General features: G+C 75.0%; 4 protein-coding genes. 3 read left to right on the forward strand and 1 reads right to left on the reverse strand.

Annotated elements, in window-relative coordinates; all coding sequences use genetic code 11:
* Positions 1 to 839 (reverse strand): 8-amino-7-oxononanoate synthase (locus UW392_RS03800; RefSeq protein ID WP_320773412.1); only part of this gene is annotated, 839 nt, incomplete at its 3' end.
* Positions 840 to 993: 154 nt separating this feature from the next.
* Here UW392_RS03800 and bioB point away from each other — a divergent pair.
* The 3 genes from bioB to bioD all read left to right on the forward strand — a co-directional run bounded on the left by bioB (position 994) and on the right by bioD (position 4,151).
* A complete protein-coding gene (gene bioB / locus UW392_RS03805) occupies positions 994 to 2,082 on the forward strand; it encodes a biotin synthase BioB (RefSeq protein WP_320773413.1) in 1,089 nt (362 codons plus the stop codon).
* On the forward strand, positions 2,075 to 3,373 hold the full coding sequence (locus UW392_RS03810; RefSeq protein ID WP_320773414.1) for an adenosylmethionine--8-amino-7-oxononanoate transaminase: 1,299 nt from the start codon (positions 2,075 to 2,077) through the stop codon (positions 3,371 to 3,373). The genes bioB and UW392_RS03810 overlap by 8 nt, the downstream gene beginning before the upstream one ends.
* 73 nt (positions 3,374 to 3,446) lie before the next feature.
* Positions 3,447 to 4,151: a dethiobiotin synthase gene (gene bioD / locus UW392_RS03815; RefSeq protein WP_320773415.1), complete on the forward strand. Its 705-nt coding sequence runs from the start codon at positions 3,447 to 3,449 to the stop codon at positions 4,149 to 4,151.
* The last annotated feature ends 115 nt before the right edge of the window (positions 4,152 to 4,266 follow it).

The following is a 4,266-nucleotide window of genomic DNA, read 5'->3' on the forward strand; positions in this document are numbered from 1 at the left end:
CCGGGTTCCCGGCGCAGCAGCCGCAGCGCCGCCAGCGCCCCGCCCGCCGCCGCGGGCGCGAGCCCGGTGTCGAAGATGAACGTCCGGGCCGTGTTGACCAGATGGGTGATCACCCGTGCCGGGCCCAGGACCGCGCCGCCCTGGCCGCCCAGCGACTTCGACAGGGTCACCGTGGCGACCACGTCGTCCGCGCCGGCGAGTCCCGCGGCGTACGGGGCGCCCCGGCCGCCCTCGCCCAGCACCCCGAGCCCGTGCGCGTCGTCGAGAAGCAGTCCGGCGCCGTGCTCCCGGCAGGCCGCGGCGAGACCGGTCAGCGGGGCGGCGTCGCCGTCGACCGAGAAGACCGTGTCGGACACGGCGAGGGCGGGCCCGCAGCGGGTCCCCAGCGCCTTGCGCACGGCGTCCGGGTCGGCGTGCGGCACGACCCGTACGGTGCCGCGGGCCAGCCGGCAGCCGTCGATGAGGGAGGCGTGGTTGCCGGCGTCGGACACGAGCAGCGAGCCGTGCGGGGCCAGCGCGGTGACGGCGGCCAGATTGGCCGCGTAGCCGGAGGAGAGGACGAGGGCGGCCTCGAAGCCGCAGAAGGCGGCGAGTTCCCGTTCGAGTTCCGTGTGGAGTTCGGTCGAGCCGGTGACGAGCCGGGAGCCGGTCGCGCCGGCGCCCCAGACGCGCGCCGCACGGGCCGCCGCCCCGGTCACCTCCGGGTGCCGGGCCAGCCCCAGGTAGTCGTTGCTCGCCAGATCCAGGAGCGGGGAGTCGGCGGGGCGCGGGCGCAGGCCGCGCAGCAGCCCGGAGCGGCGGCGCGATTCGGTCTGCGCGTCGATCCAGCCGAACGCCATGGATCTCCCTCCGCTCGGGATGGTTGTAGACAGTCAACAGACCCTAGCGGGGCGACAAGCCGTGCACTGTGTGGCAATGCCCACAGATCGAAAGGACGCTGTTGTGGAAAGCCTCCTTTCGCCGGAGGCCGTCCATGGGCCAGGATCGCCCTCCATGGACCTGCTGAAAACGCTGGTGGACAAAGGACTGCGGCGCGAGCCGCCGACCCGCGAGGAGGCGCTCGCCGTCCTCGCCACATCGGACGACGAGCTGCTCGACGTGGTGGCGGCGGCCGGGAGGGTGCGGCGGCACTGGTTCGGCCGGCGGGTGAAACTCAACTACCTCGTCAACCTGAAGTCGGGCCTGTGCCCGGAGGACTGCTCGTACTGCTCGCAGCGGCTCGGTGCCGAGAGCGGCATCCTCAAGTACACCTGGCTCAAGCCCGGCGAGGCCCGCGAGGCCGCCGCCGCGGGCGTGGCCGGCGGCGCCAAGCGGGTGTGCCTGGTGGCCAGCGGGCGCGGCCCCACCGACCGGGACGTGGACCGGGTCTCCGAGACCGTCCGGGCCATCAAGGAGGGCAACGAGGACGTGGAGGTCTGCGCCTGCCTCGGGCTGCTCTCCGACGGCCAGGCGGAGCGGCTGCGCGCGGCGGGCGCCGACGCCTACAACCACAATCTCAACACCTCCGAGGCGACGTACGGCGACATCACGACCACGCACACCTACGCCGACCGGGTCGACACGGTGCGCCGGGCGCACGCGGCGGGCCTGTCCGCCTGCTCGGGGCTGATCGCGGGCCTGGGCGAGAGCGACGAGGACCTGGTCGACGTGGTGTTCGCGCTGCGCGCGCTGGACCCCGACTCGGTGCCGGTCAACTTCCTGATCCCGATGGAGGGCACGCCCCTGGCCGGGGAGTGGCACCTGACGCCGCAGCGGTGCCTGCGCGTCCTGGCGATGACCCGGTTCGTCTGCCCGGACGCCGAGGTACGGATCGCCGGCGGCCGCGAAGTGCACCTGCGGACGCTCCAGCCGCTCGCCCTGCACCTGGCCAACTCGCTCTTCCTCGGCGACTACCTCACCAGTGAGGGCCAGGCGGGCAAGGCGGATCTGGAGATGATCGCGGACGCCGGGTTCGAGGTGGAGGACGCCGGCCGGACGACGCTGCCGGAGCACCGGGCGGGCGGCACCGCCGGGGCGGCGCGGACGGACCTGGTGGCCGTGCGCCGGCGCGGTGCCGGCACGGATCTGGCGCCCAATGCCTGACCTCACGGCGGGTGACGTGGCCGAGCTGCTCGCACTGGACCGGCGGCACGTGTGGCACCCGTACGGTCCGATGCCCGGCCGGTCGGAGCCGCTCGTCATCGCCTCGGCGAACGGGGTGCGGCTGCGGCCCGCCGACGGCTCCGGCGACCTCGTCGACGGGATGTCGTCCTGGTGGTCGGCGATCCACGGCTACAACCACCCGGTGCTGAACGAGGCCGCCCGCGGACAGCTGGAGCGGATGAGCCACGTCATGTTCGGCGGGCTCACCCACGAGCCCGCCGTACGGCTGGCGAAGCTGCTCGCCGATCTGGCACCCGACGGCCTGGAACACGTGTTCCTCGCCGACTCCGGTTCGGTGTCGGTGGAGGTCGCGGTCAAGATGTGTCTGCAGTACTGGCGTTCGCTCGGCCGTCCCGGCAAGCAGCGGCTCCTGACCTGGCGCGGCGGCTACCACGGGGACACCTGGCAGCCCATGTCGGTGTGCGACCCCGAGGGCGGGATGCACGGGCTCTGGTCCGGCGTGCTGCCGCGCCAGGTGTTCGCGGACGCGCCGCCCGCGGAGTACGAGGAGTCGTACGCGGATCATCTGCGCTCACTGGTCGAGCGGCACGCCGACGAGCTGGCCGCGGTGATCGTCGAGCCGGTCGTGCAGGGCGCGGGCGGGATGAGGTTCCACTCCCCCGGCTATCTGCGCGTGCTGCGGGAGGCGTGCGACGCGTACGGCGTGCTGCTGGTCTTCGACGAGATCGCGACCGGCTTCGGGCGTACGGGGTCGATGTTCGCGGCCGGGCACGCGGCGGTGGCGCCGGACGTGATGTGCGTCGGCAAGGCGCTGACCGGCGGCTATCTGACGATGGCGGCCACGCTGTGCACGTCCCGGGTGGCCGAGGGGATCTCGCGCGGCGAGGTGCCGGTGCTCGCGCACGGGCCGACGTTCATGGGCAACCCGCTGGCGGCGGCCGTGGCCTGCGCGTCGATCGGGCTGCTGCTCGGGCAGGACTGGCTCGCGGAGGTCAAACGGATCGAGGCGGGGCTGCGGGAGGGACTGGCGGACGCCGCCGCGCTGCCCGGGGTGACGGACGTCCGGGTGCTCGGCGCGATCGGGGTGGTCCAGCTGGACCGGCCGGTGGACGTGGCGGCGGCGACCCGCGCGGCGCGCGCCGAGGGGGTGTGGCTGCGGCCGTTCCGCGACCTCGTCTACACGATGCCGCCGTACGTCACGGGCGACGCGGACGTCGCCCGGATCTCCCGCGCGGTGCGCGCGGCGGCACGGGAGGGACGACGTGGGTGACAACGGTGACACTGGCGACACCGGCGACAGGGGCGACAGGGTCGCCAACAGTGACAGGAGTGCCGACGGTGACATGGGTGTCTTGATCGTCACGGGGACCGGCACGGAGGTCGGCAAGACGGTGGTGACCGCCGCCGTCGCGGCGACGGCCCTGGCGGCCGGCCGGTCGGTGGCAGTGCTGAAGCCCGCGCAGACGGGAGTGGCGCCCGGGGAGCCCGGGGACGCGGCGGAGGTGGCCCGGCTGGCGGGCCCGGTGACCACGGCGGAACTGGCCCGCTATCCGGACCCGTTGGCCCCGGCGACGGCGGCCCGGCGGGCCGGGCGGGAACCGGTGCGCCCCGCCGAGGTCGCCGAGGCGGCGCGGAAGCTGGCCGCCCGGCACGACCTGGTCCTCGTGGAGGGTGCGGGCGGGCTGCTCGTCCGGTTCGACGCGGTGGGCGGCACGCTCGCGGACGTCGCCGGGCTGCTGGGCGCGCCGGTCCTGGTCGTGGCTCGGGCCGGGCTCGGCACGCTGAACGACACGGAACTGACGGTCCGCGAGCTGCGGGCGCGCGGGCTGACCCCGCTGGGCGTCGTCATCGGCAGCCGACCCGCCGAACCGGACCTCGCCGCCCGCTGCAACCTCACGGATCTCCCGGCCGTCACGGGCACCCCCCTGCTGGGCTCGGTACCGGAGGGAGCGGGACGCCGCCCCCCGGCGGAGTTCCGGACAACGGCCCCACGGTGGCTGGCACCCGGGCTGGGCGGGTGTTGGGAGGGGGACGCGGGGGCGGAGTGACACGGCAGGCGGCGGAGACGAACCGCCGACCGTGCGCGCTGCGGTGGGGCGGGTGAGGCGGCGGCGGGGGTGTGGCGCGGGCGGCGCGGGTGTAGCGCCGTCGGCGCGGGCGGCC

Source organism: Streptomyces sp. CRN 30 (assembly GCF_034105845.1).

Coding starts and splice junctions, on each gene's coding strand:
- bioB (WP_320773413.1), top strand. CDS start 994: ATGGACCTGCTGAAAACGCTGGTGGACAAAGGACTGCGGCGCGAGCCG.
- UW392_RS03810 (WP_320773414.1), top strand. CDS start 2,075: ATGCCTGACCTCACGGCGGGTGACGTGGCCGAGCTGCTCGCACTGGAC.
- bioD (WP_320773415.1), top strand. CDS start 3,447: ATGGGTGTCTTGATCGTCACGGGGACCGGCACGGAGGTCGGCAAGACG.